General features: G+C 70.5%; 17 protein-coding genes. 1 reads left to right on the top strand and 16 read right to left on the bottom strand.

The genetic code is table 11. The annotated features are described in order from the left end of the window. Nucleotides 1-312: 312 nt before the first annotated feature. The 14 genes from tyrS to ORV05_RS09680 form a co-directional block, all read right to left on the bottom strand. Nucleotides 313-1587, bottom strand: coding sequence for a tyrosine--tRNA ligase (gene tyrS, locus ORV05_RS09745; RefSeq protein WP_268758126.1), 1275 nt, complete (start codon nucleotides 1585-1587; stop codon nucleotides 313-315). 23 nt (nucleotides 1588-1610) lie between these two features. Beyond that, on the bottom strand, nucleotides 1611-2243 hold the full coding sequence (locus ORV05_RS09740) for a DNA-3-methyladenine glycosylase (RefSeq protein WP_268758125.1): 633 nt from the start codon (nucleotides 2241-2243) through the stop codon (nucleotides 1611-1613). Further along, the gene (locus ORV05_RS09735) at nucleotides 2240-2836 is read right to left on the bottom strand and encodes a VOC family protein (RefSeq protein ID WP_268758124.1); all 597 of its coding nucleotides are present in this window, start codon (nucleotides 2834-2836) and stop codon (nucleotides 2240-2242) included. Before ORV05_RS09735 ends, ORV05_RS09740 begins: the two co-directional genes overlap by 4 nt. Nucleotides 2837-2924: 88 nt before the next feature. Further along, nucleotides 2925-4274 carry an argininosuccinate lyase gene (gene argH / locus ORV05_RS09730; RefSeq protein ID WP_268759746.1) on the bottom strand — a complete coding sequence of 450 codons (1350 nt, stop codon included), beginning with the start codon at nucleotides 4272-4274 and terminating at the stop codon, nucleotides 2925-2927. Between the two features lie 73 nt (nucleotides 4275-4347). Continuing rightward, nucleotides 4348-5547 (bottom strand): argininosuccinate synthase, encoded by a 1200-nt coding sequence (locus tag ORV05_RS09725; protein WP_268758123.1) that lies wholly within the window; start codon nucleotides 5545-5547, stop codon nucleotides 4348-4350. Beyond that, nucleotides 5540-6061, bottom strand: coding sequence for an arginine repressor (locus tag ORV05_RS09720; RefSeq protein ID WP_268759745.1), 522 nt, complete (start codon nucleotides 6059-6061; stop codon nucleotides 5540-5542). Before ORV05_RS09720 ends, ORV05_RS09725 begins: the two co-directional genes overlap by 8 nt. Before the next feature lie 16 nt (nucleotides 6062-6077). Beyond that, a complete protein-coding gene (gene argF / locus ORV05_RS09715; RefSeq protein WP_268758122.1) occupies nucleotides 6078-7007 on the bottom strand; it encodes an ornithine carbamoyltransferase in 930 nt (309 codons plus the stop codon). A gap of 1 nt (nucleotide 7008) precedes the next feature. Further along, nucleotides 7009-8217 carry an acetylornithine transaminase gene (locus ORV05_RS09710; RefSeq protein ID WP_268758121.1) on the bottom strand — a complete coding sequence of 403 codons (1209 nt, stop codon included), beginning with the start codon at nucleotides 8215-8217 and terminating at the stop codon, nucleotides 7009-7011. Then, on the bottom strand, nucleotides 8217-9134 hold the full coding sequence (argB, locus tag ORV05_RS09705; protein WP_268758120.1) for an acetylglutamate kinase: 918 nt from the start codon (nucleotides 9132-9134) through the stop codon (nucleotides 8217-8219). The genes ORV05_RS09710 and argB overlap by 1 nt, the downstream gene beginning before the upstream one ends. Continuing rightward, nucleotides 9131-10291 (bottom strand): bifunctional glutamate N-acetyltransferase/amino-acid acetyltransferase ArgJ, encoded by a 1161-nt coding sequence (gene argJ, locus ORV05_RS09700; protein WP_268758119.1) that lies wholly within the window; start codon nucleotides 10289-10291, stop codon nucleotides 9131-9133. The genes argB and argJ overlap by 4 nt, the downstream gene beginning before the upstream one ends. Then, complete coding sequence (gene argC / locus ORV05_RS09695; RefSeq protein WP_268758118.1) at nucleotides 10288-11316, bottom strand: N-acetyl-gamma-glutamyl-phosphate reductase; 1029 nt, start codon at nucleotides 11314-11316, stop codon at nucleotides 10288-10290. Before argC ends, argJ begins: the two co-directional genes overlap by 4 nt. 201 nt (nucleotides 11317-11517) lie before the next feature. Then, nucleotides 11518-12006 (bottom strand): hypothetical protein, encoded by a 489-nt coding sequence (locus ORV05_RS09690; RefSeq protein WP_268758117.1) that lies wholly within the window; start codon nucleotides 12004-12006, stop codon nucleotides 11518-11520. A 70-nt stretch (nucleotides 12007-12076) separates the two neighbouring features. Then, nucleotides 12077-12565 (bottom strand): helix-turn-helix domain containing protein, encoded by a 489-nt coding sequence (locus tag ORV05_RS09685; RefSeq protein ID WP_268758116.1) that lies wholly within the window; start codon nucleotides 12563-12565, stop codon nucleotides 12077-12079. A gap of 249 nt (nucleotides 12566-12814) precedes the next feature. Next, entirely contained in the window at nucleotides 12815-14410 is a 1596-nt protein-coding gene (locus tag ORV05_RS09680) for an alpha/beta hydrolase (RefSeq protein WP_268758115.1), read from the bottom strand. 127 nt (nucleotides 14411-14537) lie between these two features. Between ORV05_RS09680 and ORV05_RS09675 the strand changes: the two genes are divergently transcribed. Next, nucleotides 14538-15227, top strand: coding sequence for a DNA alkylation repair protein (locus ORV05_RS09675; protein WP_268758114.1), 690 nt, complete (start codon nucleotides 14538-14540; stop codon nucleotides 15225-15227). Between the two features lie 72 nt (nucleotides 15228-15299). Here ORV05_RS09675 and pheT read toward each other — a convergent pair whose 3' ends face one another. Together pheT and pheS are read right to left on the bottom strand one after the other, a co-directional pair. Continuing rightward, nucleotides 15300-17840, bottom strand: a complete 2541-nt coding sequence (gene pheT / locus ORV05_RS09670) for a phenylalanine--tRNA ligase subunit beta (RefSeq protein WP_268758113.1) — start codon at nucleotides 17838-17840, stop codon at nucleotides 15300-15302. Between the two features lie 62 nt (nucleotides 17841-17902). Then, nucleotides 17903-18979 carry a phenylalanine--tRNA ligase subunit alpha gene (gene pheS / locus ORV05_RS09665; RefSeq protein ID WP_268758112.1) on the bottom strand — a complete coding sequence of 359 codons (1077 nt, stop codon included), beginning with the start codon at nucleotides 18977-18979 and terminating at the stop codon, nucleotides 17903-17905. Between the last annotated feature and the right edge of the window lie 14 nt (nucleotides 18980-18993).

Raw genomic sequence — 18993 nt, 5'->3', positions numbered from 1 at the left:
GCTTAGTTCATTAGCACACTGTTGAGTTCTCAAACAACACGCAACCGCAGTTGCTTCTAAGCTCTTCTTGCTTCTGCGAACGAACCATACCCTACCGGCAATCCGGAGATTCATCGGGGGGTGTGGACTTCGTCCGTCAGGACCACCCACTCTACCACACTTGCTGGGAGCTTGGTTCGTGGCCCTCTGCCTGGTACCCCGCGCCTTGGGGCTCCTCGCCCCGCCGGCCCGGTCTCCCTGGCGACGAAGAGAAGATTACACGCCAGGAAAGCCGGCCCGAACAGGGGGGTCTCTAAACGGTGAAATCGCAGGTCAGGGCAGCATTCGCACGCCGCTGGCGTGCCGTTTGCCCCGGCGCACGACGAGCCACTTGCCGTGCAGGGCGTCGCCCGGCTCCGGCCGCCAGTTCTCGTCGCTGATCTTCACGTTGTTCACGTACGCGCCGCCCTCCTTCACGGTGCGTCGCGCGGCCCCCTTGCTGTCGACCAGACCGGGAGCGAGCAGCAGATCGACGATCGTGGGCTCGTCGGGCAGACGGACCTCACCGGTGGGCACCTCGCTCATGACCGCCTCGAGCGTGCGCTCGTCGAGCTCGCCCAGCTCGCCCCGTCCGAACAGCGCCTGGCTCGCGGCGATCACCTGCTTCGTCTGGTCGGCGCCGTGCACGAGCGTGGTGAGCTCCTCGGCCAGTCTCCGCTGCGCGGCCCGCAGCTGGGGCTTCTCGGTGGTGAGCCGCTCCAACTCCTCGATCTCCTCCCGGCTGAGGAAGGTGAACATGCGCAGGTAGGGGACGACCTCGCTGTCGGCGACGTTCACGAAGTACTGGAACCACGCGTACGGCGAGGTCATGGCCGGATCGAGCCACAGGTTCCCGCCGCCGGTGGACTTGCCGAACTTCCGGCCCTCCGCGTCGGTCACCAGCGGGGTGGTGAGCGCGTGCACGCCCGCCCCGTCGACCTTGCGGATGTAATCGACCCCGCCCACGATGTTGCCCCACTGGTCGGAGCCGCCGATCTGCAGCTTCGTGCCGTACTTCCGGAACAGCCGCAGGTAGTCGTAGGACTGCAGGAGCAGGTAGCTGAACTCCGTGTACGACATCCCGTCCGAGGCCAGCCGGCGTCGCACCGTCTCCCTGGACAGCATCACGTTGATCGAGAAGTGTTTGCCCACGTCCCGCAGGAAGTCCAGGGCGGTGACCTCGCCGAACCAGTTGAGGTTGTTCTCGATGACCGCCCCGGTGGGTGAGTCGTCGAAGGTGACGAACTTCGTCAGCTGGCCGCGGATCCGCTCCAGCCGCTGCGCGGTGACCTCCCGGCTCACCAGGGTCCGCTCCCCCACGTCCCGGGGGTCGCCGATCTGCCCGGTGGCCCCGCCGGCGAGCACGATCGGCCGGTGACCGGCGCGCTGGAACCGGGCCAGCGTCAGCAACTGGACCAGGTTCCCGGCGTGCAGGCTGTCCGCGGTCGGGTCGAAGCCGCCATAGAGGGTGAGCGGACCGGCGTCCAGGTCCTTCCGCAGCGCGTCGAGGTCGGTGGACTGCGCGATGAGCCCGCGCCAGGACAGTTCGTCGAGAATGTGTTCGCTCACGCCTCGAATACTCCCGTACCAGGTCAATCGGTCAATGGCCGGGTCGGCGGCACCCGGCGTCCACCCCGACGGTACGCGGACACCGAGCCCGAGCCGTCGACCCAGAACCGCCACGGGGTGTCCATCGCGGCGGCGACACCGACCCGCGGCCCGCTGAGGATCCGGCCGGGCGCCACCTCGTCGCCGGTGAGCAGGCGCACCGGCGAGGCCGGGTCGAGCAGATCGGCCCCGTTGTGCTGGGGGCCGATGCCCAGTGCGGTGGTCAGCCTTGCGGGCCCGCAGGCCAGGTCTTCGTCGCGCCGCGAGGCCTTCCTGCGGCCGCGGGCCAGCCCGGTGCCCGACAGCACTTCGGCCCCGCGCAGCAGCACGGCGCCGGCTTCGCCGTCCGCCCTGCCGACCACGTTGGCGCAGAAGTGCATGCCGTAGACGAAGTAGACGTACAGGTGACCGGCCGGGCCCCACATCACCTCGTTGCGGGGCGTGCGACCGCGGTAGCAGTGCGAAGCCGGATCGTCCTGCCCCCGGTAGGCCTCCACCTCCACCAGGCGTGCGGCGACGACGCCCTCGGGCGAGGTGGTCTCGATCACGGCACCGAGCAGGAGCCGCGCCAGCTCGACCGGATCGACGGCCAGTTCCTCCCGTTCGAACAGCCTCACCGCAGCACCACGACCTCACCGGTGGGCAGGGCCAGCTCGGCCGTCAGGCCCGGTCGCTCCCCCGGGTCCACGCGTAGGGCGAGCCCCAACGCGTCCAGCTTGCCGACGACGAGCGCGGGCTCGGGGTGGACGGCACGGAACGCGGCGAGGCGCCCGCCCCGGACCGCACTCGCCGCCGGATGGGGCGAGTCGCGCCAGTCGATGAGAAACGGCACCACCCCGTCCCCGTCGGGCGGGAAGGCCAGTTCCCAGGAAAGCAGCACACCGTCCGGCCGTCGCCGCGACATCGGCTGCGGCCCCCACAACACGTATCCGGCGGCCGCCGCGTCCCGCTGGGCCCTGGCCAGATCCGGTACCCGGGCCGCCCAGGTGACCAGGCACGGGCCGGACAGGTGGGCGATGCCGAACGGACGGGGCGATTCCGGCTCCGGCTGGTCCACGTCCGGACCGACCACCTCCAGGTAGGTGCCGTCGTCGAACGCCGTCAGGAAGTTCCTCGTGCCGAGCCCGACGTGCGGGCCGCCAGGTCCGAGCCGCACCCCGCGGGCGGTCAGCCGGGCGACGGTTTCTTCCAGATCCGGTGTCGCATACACCAGGTGATCGATTCGGGGCCTCACAGACTCCATGTGTACCCGACCGGGCCCCCGAGCCCGCTACGCCGCCCTGCGGTCACCGGGCCCTTCAGGAGATCCACTTCCGGAAGACGGCCACCCGCCCGTCGAGCCGGTCGAGCTGCTCGGCAACGCGTGCGGGAGCGGTGCCGCCCCGGGTGGCACGCGAGGCGACCGAGCCCGCCACGGTGAGCACCTCGCGCACCCGCGGGGTCAGCGCCGGGTGGATCTTCTCCAGCTCCTCGTCGGTGAGGTCCTCCAGGCCCGCATTCCGCGACTCCGCGACCCGGACGCACTCCCCCGCCGCCTCGTGGGCGACCCGGAAGGGCACCCCCTGCCGGACGAGCCACTCCGCGATGTCGGTGGCGAGCGTGAAACCGGCCGGGGCCAGCTCCGCCAGCCGGTCGGTGTGGAACGTGAGCGTGCCCAGCATCCCGGCGATCGCGGGGAACAGCAGTTCCAGCTGCTCCACCGAGTCGAACACCGGCTCCTTGTCCTCCTGCAGGTCCCGGTTGTAGGCCAGCGGCATCGCCTTGAGGGTGGCGAGCAGTCCGGTGAGGTTGCCGATAAGCCTGCCGGACTTGCCGCGCGTCAGCTCGGCGACGTCCGGGTTCTTCTTCTGCGGCATGATCGAACTACCGGTAGCCCACGCGTCGTCGAGCGTGACGTAGCCGAATTCGGCCGTGTTCCAGATGATGACCTCTTCGGCGATGCGCGAAAGGTTCACGCCGAGCATCGCCAGCACGAAGGCGAATTCGGCGGCGAAATCCCGGGACGCGGTGCCGTCGATGGAGTTCTCCACGCTGGTGTCGAACCCCAGTTCCTTCGCCACCGCCTCCGGGTCGAGGCCGAGGGAGGACCCGGCCAGCGCTCCCGAGCCGTACGGCGATTCCGCCGCGCGGCCGTCCCAGTCCCGCAGGCGATCCACGTCCCGCAGCAACGCGTGCGCGTGCGCGAGCAGATGGTGCGCCAGCAGCACCGGCTGGGCGTGCTGCAGATGGGTGCGTCCCGGCAGGACGGCATCCGGATGCCGCCGGGCCTGCGCCATCAGGGCATCGACCACGTCGAGCGTGCCGGAGGCGACCCGGCGGGCCGCGTCGCGCAGCCACATCCGGAACAGGGTGGCCACCTGGTCGTTCCGGGAACGGCCCGCGCGCAGCTTGCCGCCGAGTTCGGCACCGGCCCGTTCCAGCAACCCGCGTTCGAGGGCGGTGTGGACGTCCTCGTCCCCGGGGGCCGGGGTGAACGCACCGGACGCGACGTCCTCGGCGAGCCGGTCGAGCGCGGCCAGCATCCCGTTCAGTTCGTCCTCGGTGAGCAGGCCCGCGTTCCGCAGCACGCGGGCGTGCGCGCGGGACCCTGCGATGTCGTAGGGCGCCAGACGCCAGTCGAAATGCGTCGACGCGCTCAGCCTCGCCATCGCCTCGGCCGGTCCGCTGGCGAACCTGCCGCCCCACAGCTGCACCGGCTGCCCTGTGTCTCCCACGCTCTTTTCAGCCTTTCTGGTCGCGTTTGGCGGCGATCTTGCTCGGCAGGCCCCACAGCTGGACGAATCCCTTGGCCAGGGACTGGTCGAAGGTGTCGCCCTCGTCGTAAGTCGCCAGATTGAAGTCGTACAGCGACTCGTCGCTGCGCCGGCCGGTGACCACGGCGGCGCCCCCGTGCAGGCGCAACCGGATCTCGCCGGAAACCCGCTCCTGGCTTCGCGCGAGGAACGCGTCCAAAGCCTCCTTGAGCGGGGAAAACCACAGGCCGTCGTACACCAGTTCGCCCCAGCGCTGCTCGACCTGGCGCTTGAACCGGGCCAGGTCACGCTCGATGGTGACGTTCTCCAGTTCCTGGTGTGCGGTGATCAGGGCGATCGCGCCGGGGGCCTCGTAGACCTCGCGGCTCTTGATGCCGACCAGCCTGTCCTCGACCATGTCCAGCCTGCCGACGCCGTGCGCCCCGGCACGGCGGTTCAGCTGCTGGATCGCCTCCAGCATGGTGACCGTCTCGCCGTCGATCGCGACCGGGACCCCGCGGTCGAAGGTGATCACCAGCTCGTCCGGGGAACCGAAGTGGTTCGCGGGGTCCTCGGTGTAGGCGTAGACGTCCTCGGTGGGCGCGTTCCACAGGTCCTCGAGGAATCCGGTCTCCACGGCGCGGCCCCACACGTTCTGGTCGATGGAGAACGGGGACCTCTTGGTCACGTCGATCGGCAGGTCACGCGCTTCCGCGTAGGCGATGGCCTTCTCCCGCGTCCAGGCGAAGTCCCGGGCGGGCGCGACCACCTTCAGATCGGGGACGAGCGCACCCAGGCCGACCTCGAACCGAACCTGGTCGTTGCCCTTGCCCGTGCAGCCGTGCGCGACCGTCGTGGCGCCGAACTCCTTCGCCGCCTTCGCCAGATGCCGGACGATCACCGGGCGCGACAGCGCGGACACCAGCGGATAGCGGTCCATGTACAGCGCATTGGCCTGGAGCGCGGGCAGGCAGTAGCCGTCGGCGAACTCGTCCCGCGCGTCGGCCACGACCGCCTCCACCGCACCGCAGGCGAGCGCCCGGCGGCGGATCGTCTCCATGTCCTCGCCGCCCTGCCCGAGGTCGACGGCCACGGCCACCACCTCGGCCCCCGTCTCCTCGCCGATCCAGCCGATGGCGACCGAGGTGTCCAGGCCACCGGAATAGGCGAGCACGACCCGTTCAGCCATTCCCGTTCTCCCTGCCATTGCCACTTACGTCCAAAGTAGACGAGCGTCGGGCCAGTGCGGTGAACCGGTCGGCCAGATCCCGGCCGGACAGCGGTTCCCTGGCGATCACCGCCACCGTGTCGTCGCCCGCGATCGACCCGACCACCTCCTCCAGCGCCGCCCGGTCGATGGCACTGGCCAGGAACTGCGCCGCGCCGGGCGGCGTGCGCAGCACGGTGAGGTTGCCCGAGGCGTCCACCGACACCATCAGCTCGGCCAGCAGGCGCGAGAGCCGGGACGTGCCGCCCTGCACCCCCCGGACCGGGCTGCCGTCCTCGGGAATGACGTACACCGGTGCCCCGGAGTCCGCGCCCCGCAGCTTCACCGCGCCCAGTTCGTCGAGGTCGCGCGACAGCGTGGCCTGCGTGACCTCGATCCCCTCGGCCGCCAGGATCTTCGCGAGCTCGGTCTGGCTGCGGATGGCCATCGTGGACACGAGCTCGGTGATCCTGGCCTGGCGTGCGGCCCGGCTCATCGGCGAAGCCATGCGGTTACGCACCCTCCCGCGAAAGCAGCCACACCAGCAGCGCCTTCTGCGCGTGCAGCCGGTTCTCCGCCTCGTCCCAGACCGCGCTCGCCGGGCCGTCGAGCACCTCGTCGGTGATCTCCCAGCCCCGGTGTGCCGGCAGGCAGTGCAGCACCATCGCCTCCGCGGCGGCCTCCGCCAGCAGCTCGGTGTTGATCTGAAGCTTCTTGAACGGCGTCACGCGGTCCAGGCCGTCGTTCTCCTGGCCCATGGAGGTCCAGGTGTCGGTGACGAGCACGTCCGCGCCCTCCACCGCCGCGTTCGGATCCTGCAGGACGGTCACGCTGCCGCCGGTTTCGGCCGCTCGCTTGCCCGCCGCCTCCACCACGTCGGGCAGCGGCTGGAAGCCTTCGGGCGCCACGACCCGCACGTGCAGGCCCGCGGTGGTGCCGCCGAGCAGCAGCGAGTGCGCCATGTTGTTGCCGCCGTCACCGAGATAGGTCAGGGTGAGCCCGGCCAGCCTGCCCTTGCGCTCCCGGATCGTCTGGAGGTCCGCCAGCACCTGGCAGGGGTGGAACTCGTCGGTGAGCGCGTTGACCACCGGAACCGTCGCCGCCGAGGCCATCGCGATGATGCGCTGCTGGGCGAAGGTGCGCCAGACCACCGCGTCCACATACCGGGACAGCACCCGCGCGGTGTCCTCGATGGTCTCCTCGCGGCCCAGCTGCATCGAGCGGCCGTCCACGATGATCGGGTTGCCGCCGAGCTGGGCGATGCCCACCTCGAACGACAGCCGCGTCCGGGTCGAGTTCTTCTCGAACAGCACGGCGACGGACTTCGGTCCGCCCAGTGCCCGGTTGCCGAGCGGGTCCCGCTTGAGCTCGTCGGCGAGGTCGAGGACGGCGAGCTGCTCCTCGGGCGTCAGGTCGTCGTCGCGGAGAAAGTGGCGTGGCATGTCATTCCTTACCGGTGGTGCCGGCCGCACTGTCGAGTGCGCCCGGGAGCGCGGCGAGGAATCCCTCGGCCTGCTCATGGCTCAGGATCAGGGGTGGCGCCAGCCGGATGGCGTCGGCGGCCACCGGGTTGACCAGGTAACCGGCCTCCTGCGCGGCCTTCGCGACGGCCGGGGCGACCGGCTGCCGCAAGGCGATGCCCAGCAGCAGGCCCGCCCCGCGAACACCGCCGACCAGCGGATGCGCGAGCTCCTCGATCCCGTGGGCGAGATCCTTGCCCAGTGCGGCAACGTGGTCGACGAGGTTGTCGCGGGCGATCGTACGCAGCACCGCCAGTCCCGCCGCACAGCACACCGGGTTGCCGCCGAAGGTGGTGCCGTGCTGGCCGGGCTTGAGCAGGTCGCCCACCGCGCCGACCCCGATGACGGCGCCCAGCGGGAGCCCGCCGCCGAGGCCCTTCGCGAGCGTGATCACGTCCGGCACGATCCCGGCCCGCTGGAAGGCGAACCAGGACCCGGTGCGGCCGATGCCCGTCTGCACCTCGTCCAGGATCAGCAGGGCACCGACCTCCTTGGTGATCTCCCTGGCCGCCTGGAGGTAACCGTCGGGAGCGGGGATCACCCCCGCCTCGCCGAGGATCGGCTCGAGCACCAGCGCGGCGGTTTCGGTGTCGACAACCCTGCGCAGCGCGTCCACGTCGCCGAACGGGACGTGCACCACGCCCGGCATCAACGGCTCGAAGGCCTCCTTTTTGGACGGCTGGCCGGTCAGCGCGAGCGAACCCATGGTGCGGCCGTGGAAGGCCCCCTCACAGGCGACGATCTTGGTCCGGCCGGTCAGCCTGCTGATCTTGATGGCCGCCTCGTTCGCCTCCGCGCCCGAGTTGACGAACAGCACCTTGCCGTTGCCGTGCAGGCCCGCGACGTCCAGCAACGTCTCCGCGAGCTCCACCGCGACCGGGTTGAGGTAGAGGTTCGAGGTGTGGCCGATGCGGCTGATCTGCTCGGTCACCGCGCGCACCACTTCCGGATGCGCGTGACCGAGCGCGTTCACCGCGATGCCGCCGAGCAGGTCGAGGTACTCGTTGCCGTCGGCGTCCCACACCTTGGCGCCCTCACCGCGGACCAGCGCCAGCTGCGGAGTGCCGTAGTTGCCCATCAGGGCGGACCGCCAGTGCTCCTGCGCGTCGGCGTTGGAGGTCATCTGGTTCATCAGGACTCCTCTTCGGGCAGCACCATGGTGCCGATGCCGCGGGACGTGAAGACTTCGAGCAGTACCGAATGCGCGATGCGGCCGTCGATCACGTGGGCGCTGCGGACTCCGCCGCGCACCGCGCGCACGCAGGCCTCCATCTTCGGGATCATGCCGCTGGCCAGCGTGGGCAGCAGCTGTTCGAGCCGGTCGACGCGTAGCCGGTCGACCAGGGAGGACCGGTCGGGCCAGTTCGCGTACAGGCCCTCGACGTCGGTGAGCACGACCAGTTTCTCGGCGCCCAGCGCCGCGGCCAGCGCTCCCGCCGCCGTGTCGGCGTTGACGTTGTGCACCACGCCGTCGGCATCGGGGGCCACCGTGGACACGACCGGGATGCGGCCGGCGTTGACGATGTCCAGCACCGCGTCCGGGTTGACCGAGGCGACCTCGCCGACGAGCCCGACGTCGACCGGCCTACCGTCCACCGTGGCCTGCTTGCGCTCGGCGATGAACAGCTGTGCGTCCTCGCCGGAGATGCCCACAGCGTACGGGCCGTGGCTGTTGATCAGGCCGACCAGCTCACGGCTGACCTGGCCCACCAGCACCATCCGCACGATGTCCATCGTCTCCGGCGTGGTGACCCGCAGGCCGCCCTTGAACTCCCCGACGAGGCCCACGCGCTCGAGCATCGCGGTGATTTGCGGCCCGCCGCCGTGCACCACGACCGGACGCAGACCGACCATCCGCAGGAACACCATGTCCTGGGCGAAGGCCTGCTTGAGCTCGTCGTCGATCATCGCGTTGCCGCCGTACTTGACCACCACGGTCGCCCCGTGGAACCGCTGCAGCCAGGGCAGCGCCTCGATCAGCACACCGGCCTTCTCGGCGGCGGTGGCCAGCCGGTCGTCCGCCGCGACCAGGTTTTCGGACGTGGTCATGACGAGTAGGCGCTGTTCTCTTCGACGTAACCGTGGGAGAGGTCGGTGGTGTAGATCGTGGCCGTGCTCGACCCGATGCCCAGGTCGATCGCGATCTCGATCGCACGCGCACCGAGGTCGACCTTGGTGCGGTCGGCCGCGGTGGTCCCACTCGCGAACAGGGTGACGCCGTTGATCGCGATGGCCAGCGTGTTCGGATCCACCTCGGCCTGGGACCGGCCGACCGCCATCGCGATCCGGCCCCAGTTCGGGTCCGAACCGAACAGCGCGGTCTTCACCAGGTTGTCCTCCGCCACGGTGCGGCCCACGTTGATCGCGTCCTGCTCGCTGGCCGCGCCACGCACGATCACGTCGACGTCCTTGGTCGCCCCCTCGGAGTCCGCCCGCAACTGATACACGAGGTCGAGGCACACCGCGGTGAGCAGCTCGGTGAAGTCGTCGACGCGCGGGGACAGCTCGCTCGCCCCCGAGGACAACACCAGCACCGTGTCGTTGGTCGAGGTGCCCCCGTCGACGTCCAGCCGGTCGAAGGTGACCCTGGCGGCCGCCCGGAGCGCCGCGTCCAGCGCCTCCGGCGCGATCACGGCGTCGGTGGTGAGCACTACGAGCATCGTGGCGAGGTTCGGCGCGAGCATCCCGGCTCCCTTGGCGAAACCGCCGATGCTCCAGCCGTCGCTGTGACTCTTCCAGCTCTGCTTGGGCACGCTGTCGGTGGTCATCACCGCGGTGGCCGCGGCAAGGCCCGCCTCGCGCGTGCGATCCAGTGCCCCGACCGCGGTGACCACGCCGGAGAGCACGGCATCCATCGGCAGGCGCTCGCCGATCAGGCCCGTGGAGCACACCGCCACGTCGATCGCCCCGGTCCCCAGCACTTCGGCGACCTTCTCCGCGGTGGCGTGCGTGTCCTGGAATCCCCCCGGCCCGGTCGCCGCGTTCGCCCCGCCGGAGTTGAGCACCACGGCGCGCAGCCGCTGGTGCCGCAGCACCTCCTGCGACCACAGCACCGGCGCGGCCTTCACCGCGTTGCGGGTGAACACCCCCGCGGCCGTGTGCTGCGGCCCGTCGTTGACGACGAGCGCGAGGTCGAGGGCGCCGGATTCCTTGATCCCGGCGGCCACGCCCGCGGCCCGGAATCCCTTCGGTCCGGTGACGGTCACGGAGCTACTCCTACAGTCGAAAGGCCGGTGGTTTCCGGCAGGCCGAGCGCGAGGTTCATGGACTGGATCGCGCCGCCCGCGGTCCCCTTGGTCAGGTTGTCGATCGAGGTGATCACGATCAGCCTTCCGGCGTCGGCATCGACCGCGACCTGGATCTGCACGTTGTTCGACCCCAGCGTGGCCGCCGTGGCCGGCCAGACGCCCTCGGGCAGCACCTGCACGAAAGGTTCGGCGTCGTAAGCCTTCTCGTACACGGCCCGGGCGGCCGCGGTGTCCGTTTCGGCGGCCAAGGGGGCACTCGCGGTGGTGAGGATCCCGCGAGGCATCGGCGCGAGCACCGGGGTGAACGAGACGGTGACCCGTTCCCCGGCGACCGCGCTGAGGTTCTGCGCGAACTCGGGCGTGTGGCGGTGTGTGCCGCCGACCCCGTAGGCGCTCGCGGAACCCATCACCTCCGAGCCCAGCAGGTGCGGTTTGAGGCTCTTTCCCGCCCCGGAGGTTCCGGTCACCGCGACCACGTGGACCTCCGGCCTGACCAGCCCCGCCGCCAGCGCCGGCGCGAGCGCCAGCGAACCGCCGGTCGGGAAGCAGCCCGGCACCGCGATGCGCTTGGTCCCGATCAACTTCTCGCGCGCCCCTGGCAACTCCGGCAGACCGTAGGGCCAGGTGCCGGCGTGCTCACCGCCGTACCAGCGCCGCCAGTCGGCCGGATCGGCCAGCCGGTGGTCGGCGCCGAGGTCGACCACGAGCACCTCCGGGCCGAGCTGCGCCGCGATCTCCGCCGAATGACCATGCGGCAGGGCGAGGAAGACCACGTCGTGCCCGGCGAGGGTTTCCGCCGTCGTCTCCCGCAGCACCCGGCCGGCCAGCGGCGCCAGATGCGGTTGGTGCTGCCCGAGCTGAGTGCCCGCACTGCTGGCAGCGGTCAGTACACCGATTTCCACCTCGGGGTGCCCCAGCAGCAGGCGCAGGACCTCTCCGCCCGCATACCCGCTCGCCCCGGCCACCGCGACCTTCACCGTCATACGAATGATTATGCACCGCCACGCAATATCAATCAATCGGGGTCGAGGATTGGCCGCTACCGCAACAGGCTCCGCTCCGCCGCCGCGATCAGCAAATCGGGCGACCCCCCGCCGCGGGGAACGGATCAGCGGTCCCCGTGGATCCGGTGATCCGTCCCCTGCGGCCGTCGGCCCAGGACCCACTCGCTTCCCCCGGCCCCCTCATGGCGACGGATAGGTGCTGATGGAGATCAGTGTCTGGCCGTCAGGGGCCGGCGAGAGGGACAACGAGGCTCCCTGCCCCTGCTTCTTGACCACGTAGGCCGCCGTGCCGCCGGCTTCGGTCTTGGACACGACCTGCCATCCGCCCTGCTCGACCGCCTGGTCGTAGAACTCCTTGACCCGCTCGACCGGATCACCCGTGCGGAGCACGGCCGACCCCGCCGCCTTGCTGACCACCTCGGCGGGCTGGTACAGCGGGATGCCGCCGATCTCCTGCGCCGGACCGGACGTCGATGCCGACGCGGTCCCCGGTGCCGGAGCGGCGGCCGGGGAGGAACTGGGCGGGGCCGAACCGGTGTTGCCCTGGCAGGACGCCACGAGCACCACGGCCGCGAGGATGCCCGCGACCCCGGCCGCCCTGGCAGCACTGCCAGGCCCGGCAGCCCCGGCAGCCCCGGCGGTCCTGGTCACCGATCGACGTCCTGCCATCCCGATCCTCCCTTGACCGGCTCCTTTCCCTGTCTAGCCGAGGACCGTCACCACTGGTGCCCGGGCAGCGTCACGGGTCCTCGCGCGGTCCGCTCGGCGATCGGCGACTGGGAGGTTCCGGCAGGTACTCGCCCGGCCGCTCCGGATCGCAGCCCACCCGAGGCAGACGGGCCCGGATCCCGCCGGGAATGCGCTCCAGGTGCGCGGCGATCTCTTCCACGGTTTCCCCGGCCAGCCAGCGGCGCTCGAGTTCGGCGTCGAGTTCGCTCGTCCACGGGCGGCCGTGCCGCAGGGCCCGCGGCCTGCCTCTTCGCGCCCCCGGCTCGCTGAGCGCGCCGTGATGCCGCAGGGTCTCCGACAGCAGGGAGCCGAACGTCTCGGCGGCGCCAGCGGAGATTTCGAGCTGGCCTTCGGCGACCGGTTCGCCCTGTGGCCCGGTGCCACCGATGCTCACCACGAGGCGGTCGGTGCGGTCCCCGCCCGGCAGCGCGGTGACCTCGATGGAATAGGTGTTCTCGCTGGCCCGGATCGTCGTCCGGTGCTCTTCGATGATGGTCATGCCCCGCACGCTAGCGACACCCCCCGACAGTTTTCGTGACCCAGCGCATCCGGACGGGGACGGAACGGAATTGTCGGTGGCTCCCGCTACCTTCGGCCACAACACGGCTACAAACAGCCACAGGAGGTGGAAGTGCGGGACTCGTTTTGGGAACGGCAGTCGGGATGGCGCTGGGGATGGCGCCGGAGATACCGAGAGCGATGGCCTCGCCGCCCCGGTTCGCGGGTGGGGGCGGCGAGGCCGGGGGCGTCAGTACCGGGTGACCGCACTCACCAGCGCGTGCCGCAGTTCGAACGGCTGCGCCGAGGCCGCCTTGGCGGCTGCGGCGGCCTGGCCCGCGCCTGCCGGGACCGGATCCGGCAGGGGCGCACAGGTGGTGTCCGGGCCGTTGCCCAGCTTGCGCGCCGGCAGTTTGCCCGTGGCCAGGTAGGCGGCCACCTGGTCGTCCACGCACGCGTCACCGGAAAGCGAATCGGCGTGCGTCGTGCCGCCCGGCTCGGCGATCAGGCTCGAGTTCGGGAACCGCTTGCGCACCTCGAGACTGCCTTCGAACGGGGTGGCGGCGTCCAGTTCCTCGTCGATCAGCAGTGCGCTCGACACCTTGGCACCGTTGATCTCCACCGGCTTGCCCGCGGCGGCGGGCCAGTTCAGGCACGGTGCGTTGTACCAGGCGTTGCCCCAGGTTTCGAAGGGCGCCCGGAAGTAGGTGCGCCAGTTGTCCGCACGCCACTTGTTCCAGCTGACCGGCCACTGCACGTCGGTGCACTGGACAGCCGCGTAGACCGCGAACCCGTTGTCGTCGCCCGGGCTGTTGGTGTCGTCGTAGAGCGCTTTCAGCGTCTGCCAGTCACCGTTGTGGACCCAGCCGGAGAACGCCTTCGCCAGGTCCTCCCAGCCGAAGCGGTAGTAGCCGGCCTGCAGGAAGATGTCGCTCCACTCGTCGGGCCCGATCACGCCACCTGCCGGTTCGTGGTTCAGCTTCCGCTGCTCCGAGTACCACAACTGCTCGACGGCCGCGCCCGTGCCGCCCAGGTGGTAGACGTCGTCGTACTTGGCGATCCAGTCGAAGTAGATCTTGATGTTGCGGTCGAAGGCCACGTCCTGGTCCAGATTGGCCTGGTACCACACCTTCCGCGGGTCGACGTTGCTGTCGAGCACCATTCGCCTCACCCGTTCCGGGAACAGCGTGGCGTACACCTGGCCGAGGTAGGTGCCGTAGGAGAAGCCGTAGTAGTTGATCTGCCGCTGACCCAGTGCCTTCCGCAGCGAGTCCATGTCCCGCGCGACATCGGTCGTCTTCATGTGCGACAGCAGTGCGCCGTTCTTCGCGCAGGCTCCCGCATACCCCTTCGAACGGGCGAGCCAGGTCTGTTCGAGCTGCGGCGTCGACGGCACGTAGTTCGGCCGGTTGTAGCCGAAGTAACCGGGATCGCAGGACAGCGAGGGCTTGCTGGCGCCGACCCCACGGGGATCGAAGCCGATCCAGTCGTAGGAATCGCCCGCGTGGCCTGGCACGTACCTGCCCAGGACCGAAAGGCCGAGGCCGGAACCGCCGGGACCGCCGGGGTTGACCAGCATCACGCCCTGGGACTGGGGCGTGGTGTGCTGGACGCGGGACACCGCCAGCGAGATCTTGGCGCCCGACGGGTTGTCGTAGTCGAGCGGCACCTCGAGATAACCGCACTGCGCGCCCGCCTTCTGCAGCCTGGACGAAGAGCAGTCCCCCCAGGCGATGGGCACGGGCGTGAACTCCGCCCCGCCCGGGGAAGCGCTCGCAGACGGCGCGGCCACGAGACCCGCCGTGAGCACGCCGGCCACCGCGACCGCCGAGCAGAGTTTGTTCACTTTGATCCTTTTCGTCGACATTTCCCCCACTTTTCCGAGGAATCGGGCAGTGTCGCCGAACAACCTCTCGGATCACGGCGGTTTCCGCCACCCGACCTTCGTCGGAACTTGCCGGTAGGCTCACCCGGTGGATGTCGTGGACCGGCTGGTGACCGCGGCCAGGGCCGGGCTGGCCCAGTCCGGGGACCAGGCGAAGGCGCCGGCGATGCAGGCCTACATGAAGTCCGCCCTGCCTTTTCGCGGTGTGCCCAAACCCGTCCGCAGCCGGCTCACCCGGCGCCTGTTCGCCGAATTCGTCCTGCCGGACCGGGGGTCGTTCGTCGCCGCGGTCGAAAAACTGTGGCGGGAAGCGGATTTCCGCGAGGAGCGGTACCTCGCCATCGACCTGACCGGGTACCGGCACTATGCATGCTGGCAGGATTCCACTTTGCTCCCGCTGTACGACGAGCTCATCGTCACCGGTGCCTGGTGGGACTACGTGGACGATATCGCGGTGCACCGCATCGGCCCCCTGTTGCGGGCCGAGCCGCGGGCGGTCGGCACGGTCCTGCACCGCTGGGTCACCGATCCGGATCGGTGGCGACGGCGGACGGCCGTCATCTGCCAGCTCGATGCGAAGACGGAGACCGATCTCGACCTGCTGACCCACGCGATCGAAGCGAATATCGACGAACGGGATTTCTTCCTGCGCAAGGGAATCGGCTGGGCCTTACGCCAGTACGCGAGAACCGACCCCGCCTGGGTGCGTGGTTTCGTCGCCGATCACCCCGGTCTTTCGGCGCTCTCCGTCCGCGAAGCGCTCAAACACCTGCGGTAAATGGTCCAGGTGGACCGCACAAACACGAGTGGGCCCCTCCGCGGTTGGCGGAGAGGCCCACTCGAACAGTGCTCAGCCGCGCAGGGCAGCGCCGAACCGGGCCGCCGCCTCGGCGACCGCCGCGTCACGAGCCTTGGTGGCCTCTTCGACCGTGAGTGTGCGATCCGGGGCGCGGAAGCGCAGCTTGTACGCCAGCGACCGCTTACCCGCACCGATCTGGTCACCGGTGTAGACGTCGAACAGCGCGACATCCTCCAGCAGTTCCCCGGCACCGGCGGCGATCGCCTCGGCCAGGTCCGCGGCGGGAACCTTGGCGTCCACCACGACCGCCACGTCCAGCAGCACGGGAGGGAACGGCGAGACCGCGGGTGCGGGCCGCCCGTCCGGCAGCGGGATGGCGTCGAGGTCGAGCTCCATGGCGACGGTCCGCTTGGGCAGGCCCAGCGCCTCGATCACCTTCGGGTGCAGCTCGCCCGCATGCCCCACCGGCCAGTCGCCCACCATGAGCTGGGCGCAGCGTCCGGGATGCCAGGGCAGCAGGTCGGCGGCGCGCACTCGCAGTTCGACACCGGCGGCCGCGCCGACAGTGCGGGCCGCTTCGACGGCGTCGGCCCAGTTTGCCGCTTCCCCGGAGCCCCACCAGCCGGAACGCTGCCGCTGCCCGGTGAGCACCACGGCCACATGCACCGGCTGGGCGGGAACCGCGGCCTCGAGCGCAGCGAGTTCCTCGTCACCGGGACGGTGCTCGACGCCGAGTTCGGGCATCCGGACCGGGGCGGCGCCGGGCAGCACGACCTGTCCGATGTGGAACAGCGCCAGATCCCGGAATCCGCGGGAAACGTTGCGCTGCAGAGTTTCCAGCAGACCGGGCAACAGCGAACTGGCCATCTGGTCCTTGTCCGCCTCCAACGGGTTCTGCACCTTCACCGTGCGGCGGCGGACGTCGTCCTCGGGCAGCCCGAAGGCATCCCAGGTCTCGGCGGACATGAACGGGAACGGCAGGACCTCGACGTAACCGGCCGCGGCCAGCGCGCGGGACACGGTGCGCCGACGGCGCTGCGTGTCGGTGAGCCCCGCACCCGCGGGCGCCGGCGGCAGGGTCGAAGGGATGCTGTCGTACCCCTCGAGCCGCAGCACCTCCTCGACCAGGTCCGCGGACTGGAGCAGGTCGCCACGCCAGCTCGGCGGCACCGCGGTCACCAGCGCGATGCCCTCGTCGGAGGTGCCGACGGTGACCTTGCAGCCGATCTGGCCGAGCCGCCGCACCGTGACCCCGCGGTCGTACCGCACGCCCGCGACGCGGTCGGGCAGATCGATCGGCATGGTCACCGGGAGGTTCGGCTCGACGTGGCCGACGTCGGTGCGGCCCGGCTGGATGCTGCCGTCGCCGTACCGGCGCAGCAGTCGTGCCGCGAGCTCCACGGCCACCGCGCACACCTGCGGGTCGGTGAACCGCTCGAACCGCTTGGCCGCCTCGGAGAACAGCTTGTGCCGACGGGCGGTGCGGCTGATCGACGGGGGGTCCCAGTGCGCCGCCTCGATCAGCACGTCGGTGCTCTCGGTGGTGATCTCGGTGCTCGCGCCGCCCATCGTGCCCGCCAGCGAGATGACCCCGCTGTCGTCGGCGATGACCATGTCGTCCGGGTCCAGTGTCCGCTCGACATCGTCCAAAGGGGTCAGTTTCTCGCCCGGCTTGGCCCGGCGCACCACCAGATCCCCCTTCACCGAGGAGGTGTCGAAGGCATGCAGCGGGTGGCCGAGTTCGAGCATGACGTAGTTGGTGACGTCCACCGCCAGCGAGATGGACCGGATCCCGGCCAGCATCAGGCGGCGGCGCATCCACCACGGTGTCGGCGCACCGGCGTCCAGACCGGTGATCCGGCGCAGCACGAACCGGCTGCACCCGCTCGGGTCCTCGATGCGGACCGGCCAGGCCTCGCCCTCGGGTTCCGGCAGGTCCAGGCTCGCCGGGTCGCCGAACGGCACGTCGAGGGCGCACGCGAGCTCACGGGCAAGGCCGCGGATCGACAGCGCGTAACCGCGGTCCGGGGTGGGCACGACGTCGAGGACGGTGTCGTCCAGCCCGAGCAGCGCGCGGGCGTCGTCGCCGGGCGAGGCGGTTGCGGGCGGCAGCACCAGGATGCCGTTGTGGTCGTCGCCGAGCCCCAGTTCCCGGGCCGAGCAGATCATGCCGTCGCTGACGCGGCCGTAGGTCTTGCGCTGCGCGATGGCGAACCCGCCGGGCAGCACCGAACCGGGGAGAGCGACGACGACGAGGTCGCCCTCGGCGAAGTTCGTGGCGCCGCAGACGATTCCGCGGGTCTTCAGCGCGTCCGGACCGTGGTCCCCCGCCGAGGCGTCCTCGTCCGCGGAGCGATCGGCGGGCAGGTCGTCCTCTCCGGTCTCGACACGGCAGTAGCGGATGGGCTTCTTGAAGCCGGTCAGCTCCTCGATGGCGGCGACGCGGCCGATGACCACCGGGCCGGTCACCTCACCGAGGGGCTGGATGTCCTCGATCTCCATGCCGATCCGGACGAACGCCTCCGCCAGTTCCTGCGGCCCTATCTCGCCGGCGTCCAGATGCTCGGTCAGCCAGCTTACCGGGACTCGCACTGTGCCTCCTTGTTCCGCAGAGCGGCCGGGCCGGCGAGAGCGGCCAGTTCACGCACGCTCATTCAGGCCTCCGTGCCGAAGGGAAGGGTGAACCGGACGTCGCCTTCCACCATGTCGCGCATGTCGGGGATGCCGTTGCGGAACTGCAGGGTCCGCTCCAGCCCCATACCGAACGCGAAGCCCGAGTACACCTCCGGGTCGACGCCGCAGGCCCGCAGCACGTTCGGGTTGACCATGCCGCAGCCGCCCCACTCCACCCAGCCGGGGCCGCCCTTCTTCTCCTCGAACCAGACGTCCACCTCGGCGGAGGGCTCGGTGAACGGAAAGAAGTGCGGGCGCAGCCTGGTCTTGGACCGCTCGCCGAACATCGCGCGGGCGAACGCGTCGAGCGTGCCCTTGAGATGCGCCATCGTGATGCCCTTGTCCACCGCCAGGCCCTCGACCTGGGAGAACACCGGGGTGTGCGTGGCGTCGAGTTCGTCGGTGCGGTAGGTGCGGCCCGGGCAGACGACGTATACGGGAACGTCGCGGTGTAGCAGCGTGCGGGCCTGCACCGGAGAGGTGTGGGTGCGCAGGACCAGGCCAGAACCGGGCTCGCCGACGTAGAAGGTGTCCTGCATCTGCCGGGCGGGGTGGTCCTTGCCGAAGTTGAGGGCGTCGAAGTTGAACCACTCGGCTTCCAGCTCGGGGCCCTCGGCGACCTCCCAGCCCATCGCGACGAACACGTCGGCGACGCGCTCGCTCAGGGTGGTGATCGGGTGACGCGCGCCGCGCGGGATGCGCTCCCAGGGCAGCGTCACGTCGACGGCCTCTTCCCGCAGCACGCGCTCGTCGCGCTCGGCCTGCAACACGGCACGACGCGTGTCGAAAGCGGCCTGGACGGCCTGACGGGCCTCGTTGACCCGCTTGCCCGCTTCGGCCTTCTCCGCCTTGGGCAACGCCCCGATGGCCCGGCGGGCCAGCATCAGGGGGGCGTGGTCACCCAGGTGGGCCGGCTTCACCGCGGCGAGCGCGTCCAGGTCTTCGGCCTGCCCGAAATCGGCTTCGGCGGCCTTGACCGCGGCCTGCAGGGTTTCCGGCGTCAGGGTGGAAACCCCGTCGCCCGGCTGGGCGGCCTGCTTGTCGTTGGCTCCGGACATAACTCCTCAGCGTC

The organism is Amycolatopsis cynarae, from assembly GCF_026802195.1.
Lineage (GTDB): Bacteria > Actinomycetota > Actinomycetes > Mycobacteriales > Pseudonocardiaceae > Amycolatopsis_E > Amycolatopsis_E rhizosphaerae.
Note: the sequence above shows the minus strand (reverse complement) of the source record. Positions and strands in the feature narration are given on the sequence as shown.

Bases quoted from the DNA above. Each gene is read 5' to 3' on its own strand.
- argH (WP_268759746.1), bottom strand. From the start codon at position 4,274: ATGGCGAGGCTGAGCGCGTCGACGCATTTCGACTGGCGTCTGGCGCCC.
- ORV05_RS09725 (WP_268758123.1), bottom strand. From the start codon at position 5,547: ATGGCTGAACGGGTCGTGCTCGCCTATTCCGGTGGCCTGGACACCTCG.
- ORV05_RS09720 (WP_268759745.1), bottom strand. From the start codon at position 6,061: ATGAGCCGGGCCGCACGCCAGGCCAGGATCACCGAGCTCGTGTCCACG.
- argF (WP_268758122.1), bottom strand. From the start codon at position 7,007: ATGCCACGCCACTTTCTCCGCGACGACGACCTGACGCCCGAGGAGCAG.
- ORV05_RS09710 (WP_268758121.1), bottom strand. From the start codon at position 8,217: ATGAACCAGATGACCTCCAACGCCGACGCGCAGGAGCACTGGCGGTCC.
- argB (WP_268758120.1), bottom strand. From the start codon at position 9,134: ATGACCACGTCCGAAAACCTGGTCGCGGCGGACGACCGGCTGGCCACC.
- argC (WP_268758118.1), bottom strand. From the start codon at position 11,316: ATGACGGTGAAGGTCGCGGTGGCCGGGGCGAGCGGGTATGCGGGCGGA.
- ORV05_RS09690 (WP_268758117.1), bottom strand. From the start codon at position 12,006: ATGGCAGGACGTCGATCGGTGACCAGGACCGCCGGGGCTGCCGGGGCT.
- ORV05_RS09685 (WP_268758116.1), bottom strand. From the start codon at position 12,565: ATGACCATCATCGAAGAGCACCGGACGACGATCCGGGCCAGCGAGAAC.
- pheS (WP_268758112.1), bottom strand. From the start codon at position 18,979: ATGTCCGGAGCCAACGACAAGCAGGCCGCCCAGCCGGGCGACGGGGTT.